The sequence below is a fragment of the Microbacterium sp. genome (assembly GCF_049650565.1).
GTDB lineage: Bacteria > Actinomycetota > Actinomycetes > Actinomycetales > Microbacteriaceae > Microbacterium.
This window is the reverse complement of the sequence record NZ_JBASAK010000067.1, coordinates 58982-65083: the sequence shown is the minus strand read 5'-3', so window position 1 is coordinate 65083 and position 6102 is coordinate 58982. Positions and strand designations below refer to the sequence as shown.

The 6102-nt window shown below is 71.1% G+C and carries 7 protein-coding genes and 1 pseudogene; all 8 read left to right on the top strand.

Translation table 11 applies throughout. The features are described from left to right. A pseudogene (locus WA967_RS12150) lies at window positions 1-500 on the top strand (glycoside hydrolase family 3 protein); the annotation flags it as partial. A gap of 10 nt (window positions 501-510) precedes the next feature. Further along, window positions 511-990: an anhydro-N-acetylmuramic acid kinase gene (locus WA967_RS12145; protein WP_424422896.1), complete on the top strand. Its 480-nt coding sequence runs from the start codon at window positions 511-513 to the stop codon at window positions 988-990. A 19-nt stretch (window positions 991-1009) separates the two neighbouring features. Continuing rightward, on the top strand, window positions 1010-1969 hold the full coding sequence (murQ, locus tag WA967_RS12140) for an N-acetylmuramic acid 6-phosphate etherase (protein ID WP_424422893.1): 960 nt from the start codon (window positions 1010-1012) through the stop codon (window positions 1967-1969). Next, window positions 1966-2835 (top strand): MurR/RpiR family transcriptional regulator, encoded by an 870-nt coding sequence (locus WA967_RS12135; protein ID WP_424422891.1) that lies wholly within the window; start codon window positions 1966-1968, stop codon window positions 2833-2835. Before murQ ends, WA967_RS12135 begins: the two co-directional genes overlap by 4 nt. Before the next feature lie 43 nt (window positions 2836-2878). Further along, window positions 2879-3718 carry a glutamate racemase gene (gene murI, locus WA967_RS12130; protein ID WP_424422888.1) on the top strand — a complete coding sequence of 280 codons (840 nt, stop codon included), beginning with the start codon at window positions 2879-2881 and terminating at the stop codon, window positions 3716-3718. A gap of 59 nt (window positions 3719-3777) precedes the next feature. After that, window positions 3778-4512, top strand: coding sequence for a ribonuclease PH (gene rph, locus WA967_RS12125; protein WP_424422885.1), 735 nt, complete (start codon window positions 3778-3780; stop codon window positions 4510-4512). Continuing rightward, window positions 4509-5102, top strand: a complete 594-nt coding sequence (gene rdgB, locus WA967_RS12120; protein ID WP_424422883.1) for an RdgB/HAM1 family non-canonical purine NTP pyrophosphatase — start codon at window positions 4509-4511, stop codon at window positions 5100-5102. The genes rph and rdgB overlap by 4 nt, the downstream gene beginning before the upstream one ends. A gap of 78 nt (window positions 5103-5180) precedes the next feature. After that, window positions 5181-6101: a cation diffusion facilitator family transporter gene (locus WA967_RS12115; RefSeq protein WP_424422880.1), complete on the top strand. Its 921-nt coding sequence runs from the start codon at window positions 5181-5183 to the stop codon at window positions 6099-6101. Window position 6102: the final 1 nt, after the last annotated feature.

Below are 6102 nucleotides of genomic sequence, written 5' to 3'. Positions count from 1 at the left end.
AGGCCGCCGCGCGGGTGGCGCGGATGGCCGCGCAGGTGCGGGCGCGCGCGACGGCGCAGCAGACGGACTTCGACGCGGAGGCGATCGTGCGTCGAGCGGTGGATGCCAGGGGGCTCGTCCAGCCGCTCCCGGACGCGCCGACGGCTGTCATCGACATCCGCCGCCGCTCCACACTGGCCGTGGACAGCGCAGCGGGACACGTCGCTCTGGCGCTCGCCGCGGGCGGATCCACGCACCGGCTGGATGCCGGGGCATCCGACGATCACGTCGATGCCGTGCTGGCGGCGGTCGCCGGCGGCCCTGTCGTCGTGCTCGCCGACCGTCTCGACTCCGGAGCGGCGCAGCGCGCGCTCGCGGAGCGCATCGCCCGAGCGTCCGGTGCGGTGATCGTCGACGTCGGCATCCCGGGACCCGAGATCGAGGGCGTCCCCGTCATCGAGGTGCGCGGTGCCGGGCTGCTGGGCGCGCAACAGGCGCGCCGCCTGCTCGTGGGCGCCTGACGGGGTCGCGGTGAGAGTCTGCGCGCTGCAGTCCGGCACCTCGGCCGACGGGATCGACGTGCTCGTCGTGGATGCCGAGATCGATGGCGACACACTGAGCGTGAACGCCGTCCGCGACCAGCGATCTCGACCTGGTGGTCTCGCACGGGCAGGCGCTGCACCACTGGATCGACGACCGGCACGCGCGGGGCACGATGTGCGCCGCAGCGGCGCAGCCCGGGTGCTGGTCTCCGGCGGCGGCGTGCACAACCCCGTGCTCACGCGCAGGCTCGCCGCGCTCGCGCGCGTCGCATCGGCCCCCGCCCGCGTCGCATCCACCGCCGAGCGCGGTGTCGACCCCGACGGCCGTGAGAACCTGATGTTCGCGGTCGTCGGGCTGCTGAGCTGGTTCGGTACTCCGTCGAGGCCGGCGGCGCCGCACGTCGCATCGCCGGGCGCTTCACGCCCTCGCCGCAGGGGCTCGTCCTGCCGGCGCCCCGTCCGTCCCTGACCCGCATGGAGATCCGCGAATGAGCACAGAAGACCTGAACGGCACTCTCGACGCCCTCGCCACCGAGCAGGTGGATCCGGCCGCCGCGCACCTGGACGAGCTGGACACCGCATCGCAGGTGGCTCTGATGATGGACCACGCCGCGCAGGCCGCATCCGCCGTCGCGGCGGTCTCCGACCGCATCGCGGCGGCCGTCGACGGCATCGTCGCGCGCCGCGCGCGCGGGGGCCGCATCGTCTACGTCGGCGCCGGCACCGCAGGGCGGATGGGTGTGCTGGATGCCAGCGAGATCCCGCCCACGTTCGGCACCGACCCCTCCGAGGTCATCGGCCTGATCGCCGGCGGTGAGACTGCGCTGCGCAATGCCGTCGAGAACGCGGAGGACGACACACTGGCGGGCGTCACCGACCTCGAGGACGTCGGACTGACCGCCGACGACGCGGTGGTCGGCATCTCGGCATCCGGCCGCACCCCGTACGTCGCGGGCGCGCTCGCGCACGCCCTGCAGGTCGGCGCCTTCACCGTGTCGGTGGCCTGCAACGTCGGCGCCGCCATCTCGCACGGCGTGGACGTGGCCATCGAGGTGGCCGTCGGCCCTGAGGTCGTCGCCGGCTCCACGCGCCTGAAGGCGGGGACGGCCCAGAAGCTCGTGCTGAACACGCTGTCCACCCTCGCGATGGTGCACGAGGGCAAGGTGCTCGGCAACCTCATGATCGACGTGCAGGCCACCAACGAGAAGCTGCGCGTGCGCGCCCAGCGCATCGTGAGCCGGGTCACGGGAGCGGACGCTGCGACGGCGTCCTCGGCGCTGGTCGCCGCCGGTGGATCGGCCAAGCTCGCGATCGCGATCGCCGCCACCGGTCTGGACGCCGCCGCCGCGCGCGCGGCGCTGGCAGCCGCAGGCGACGACCTGCGTGCCCTCGTGCGGGGTGCGGATGCCGTACGCTCAGGCGCAACAGGAGGAGCCCAGACCGCGTGACCGATCCGCTTGCCGCGCTGCGTCTCGACCCCGCTGGGGTGAGCGCCGCGGAAGCGCGCCTGCTGCGCAAGATCACGGCCGACCCGACCATCGTCGTCGACCTGGCCATCACCGACCTCGCCGTGCTGTGCGAGACGTCGGCGGCCACCATCGCCCGGTTCGCGCAGAAGCTGGGGTTCACCGGATACCGGCAGTTCCGCTTCGAACTGGCGCAGGCGCTGAGCCGCGAGCGCGGCGACCGCGAGCGGCACGGCCTCGACGAGGACGACGTGCTGGCCGAGGACGATGTGCAGAGTGTGATCGCGAAGGTCGCATACCAGGAGGCGCGGGCCATCGAGCGGACTGCACAGGCGATGGACGGCGCCGAGGTCGACGCGGTGGCGGCCCTGGTGTCGTCGGCTGCGCGCACCGACATCTTCGGCATCGGGGCCTCGATGCTGGCGGCCATAGACCTGCACCTCAAACTCGTGCGGATCGGCGCGCCGGCGTGGTGCGTCTCCGACGTGCACCTCGCCCTCGTGCAGGCAGCGACGCGCGGCCCTGGCGACGTGGTGATCGGCATCTCGCACAGCGGCACCACCCATGAGGTGATCGAGCTGCTGCGGCTCGCCCGAGCCGGGGGAGCCACCACCGTCGCCCTCACCAACGTGCCAGACTCACCGCTGACCGCGCACGCCGACCACGTGCTGTGCACGGTGGCGCGGGAGTCCCGGTTCCGGATCGGCGCGATGTCCAGCCGTACGGCGCAACTGGCCGTGATCGACATCATCTTCACCCGCATCGTGCAGTCCTCGGGCGATGCCGCGCGCGACATGCTGCGCCGCACCCGCGAGATCATCACGGGGCACAACGACGCGGCGCGCTGAGGCCGGCCCGGCTGGTCGCGGGCCCCGAGTAGGCTTGGGCATCATGAACGACGCGCCCATCGGCATCTTCGACTCCGGCGTCGGCGGACTCACGGTGGCCAGAGCCATCCGCGCGCAGCTGCCTGCGGAATCACTGGTGTACATCGGCGACACCGCGCACTCCCCGTACGGTCCCAAGCCCATCGCCGACGTGCGGCGGTACAGCCTCGAAGTGCTGGACACGCTGGTGGATCAGGGTGTGAAGATGCTCGTGATCGCCTGCAACACGGCATCCGCCGCCATGCTCCGCGACGCGCGCGAGCGCTACGACGTGCCCGTCGTCGAGGTCATCGGACCGGCCGTCCGCCGAGCCGTCTCCACCACCCGCAACGGCCGCGTGGGCGTGATCGGCACTGTCGGCACCATCGGCTCACGGGCCTACCAGGACATGCTGGAGGTCGACGAGCGCCTGCAGGTGTTCACCGCCGCCTGCCCGCGGTTCGTGGAGTTCGTCGAGGCCGGCATCACCGGCACGCCCGAGGTGCTGGCTGTCGCCGAGGACTACCTCGCGCCGCTCCGCGATGCCGAGGTCGACACCCTCGTGCTGGGCTGCACGCACTACCCGTTCCTGCGCGGCGCCATCAGCTACGTCATGGGCGACGGCGTCTCGCTGGTCTCCAGCGACGACGAGACCGCCGCCGACGTGTACCGCCAGTTGGTTCGCGGCGACCTGCTGGCATCCTCGGGCGCCGTCCCGTCGTACACCTACGAGGCCACCGGCTCCTCCGCCGACGACTTCACCGCGCTGGCCAACCGGCTGATGGGCCGTGAGGTGCGCGATGTGCAGCTCGTGCAGACCGGCGTCATCACCCTGCCGGATCTGACCGGTGCCGAGACGCTCTGATCCCCGCCCCGACTCGCTCCGCTGAACCCCCTGAGTCTCCGAATCCCCGAGAGGACACCATGTCAGACACCGTCCGCGCCGATGGGCGCCGCACCGATCAGCTCCGCGAGATCACGATCGAGCGCGGCTGGTCCGCCAACGCCGAGGGCTCGGCGCTGATCAGCTTCGGCGGCACACGCGTGCTGTGCACGGCATCCTTCACCAACGGTGTGCCGCGCTGGCTGACCGGCAAGGGCAAGGGGTGGGTCACCGCCGAGTACGCCATGCTTCCGCGGGCCACCAACTCGCGCAACGACCGCGAGAGCGTGAAGGGCCGCATCGGCGGCCGCACGCACGAGATCTCCCGGCTGATCGGTCGTGCGCTGCGCGCCGTGGTGGACACCAAGGCGCTGGGCGAGAACACCATCGTGATCGACTGCGACGTGCTGCAGGCAGACGGCGGCACCCGCACGGCCGCCATCACCGGAGCCTACGTGGCGCTGGCCGACGCCATCGAGTGGGGTCGCGAGAAGAAGTTCATCGGCAAGAACTCCACGCCCCTGCGGGACTCGGTCGCCGCGGTGTCGGTCGGCATCATCGACGGCGAGCCCATGCTCGACCTGGCCTATGTCGAGGATGTGCGTGCGGAGACCGACATGAACGTGGTCGTCACGGGTCGTGGTCTGTTCGTCGAGGTGCAGGGCACCGCCGAGGGCGCGCCCTTCGACAAGCGCGAGCTGGACGCTCTGCTGGAGCTGGGCGTGAACGGCTGCGCCGACCTGAAGGCGCACCAACTGAAGGTGCTGGGCGCGTGAAGGTCGTCCTGGCCACGCACAACTCGCACAAGGTGGCGGAGTTCCAGCAGATCGCCGCCGCCACCCGACCGGATCTCGAGATCGTCGCCTACGACGGACCCGAGCCCGTCGAGGACGGCGTGACGTTCGCTCAGAACGCGCTCATCAAGGCCAGAGCAGCGGCAGAGCACACCGGGCTGCCCGCACTCGCCGACGACTCCGGCATCTGCGTGGATGTGCTGGGAGGCTCGCCGGGCGTCTTCTCGGCGTACTGGGCGGGGCAGAAGAAGGATGCCACCGCCAATCTCGAGCTGCTGCTGGATCAATTGCGCGACATCGCCGATCCGCATCGCGCAGCGCAGTTTCACTCGACGATCGCGCTGGTGACCGCCGAGGGCGCGGAGCGCACGGTGCAGGGCATCTGGCCCGGCCGCCTCGCGCACCGGCCGGCCGGTGCCGGAGGATTCGGCTACGACCCGATCTTCATCCCGGACGGCCAGGACCCCGCAGCTGAGCGCACCGTCGGCGAGTTCACGGATGCCGAGAAGCAGGCCCAGTCGCACCGCGCGCGAGCGTTCCAGGCGCTGATCCCGCTGCTGGCGGAGCTCTAGGCGCTACTGAGAACCGTTACCGTTCCCGACTGGGCGGAATCGGCGCTGACCGGTGCCTTCCCGGCCTAGCCTGGAAGCATGCACGATCACGCTCCCGCCCCCGGAGGCCTCCGCAGCGCCGGTCACCGGCGCCTGCTGGCCATCTCACTGGGCCTGACGGCGACCGTGATGGTCGTGCAGATCGCAGGCGCGATCCTGTCGGGGTCTCTGGCACTGCTGGCCGATGCCGCGCACATGTTCACGGACTCGTCGGCGCTGGTGATCGCCCTGATCGCCACGGCTGTCGCAGCCCGCCCGGCCGATGCCCGCCGCACCTTCGGCTACCAGCGTGCCGAGGTGTTCGCCGCGCTCATCAACGCGATCATCCTCATCGTGCTGACCGTGAGCGTCGCGTTCGGCGGCATCCAGCGCCTGCTGAATCCCGGTGACGTCGAGGTCGCGGGGCCGGTCATGCTGACCGTCGCCGTGATCGGCATGATCGCCAACGCCACGTCCCTGTGGCTGCTGAGCCGCGCACAGGCCACCAGCATCAACGTGCGCGGTGCCTACCTCGAGGTGATGGGAGACCTGCTGGGATCGGTGATGGTGATCGTGGCGGCCATCGTCATCGTCACGACCGGATGGATGCCGGCGGATGCCATCGCCTCCCTGCTCATCGCCGCGATGATCGTGCCCCGCGCCGTCTCGCTGCTGCGCGAGGTCGTCTCCGTGCTGGCCGAATCCGCGCCCAAGGGCATGTCCGTGGATGACATCCGCACGCACCTGAAGGGCTACCAGGGCGTGGTCGACGTGCACGATGTGCACGTGTGGCAGCTCACCCGAGGCGCGCCCGTGTTCACCGCGCACGTCATGGTCGCCCCTGCGGTGTACACCGCCGACCGTTCCGCGGAGCTGCTGGCCGAGCTGCAGTCCTGCCTGGCCGAGCATTTCGACGTGGAGCACTCCACCTTCCAGCTCGAGCCCGCCGGTCACGACGACTGCGAAGCCACGCACGCCTGAC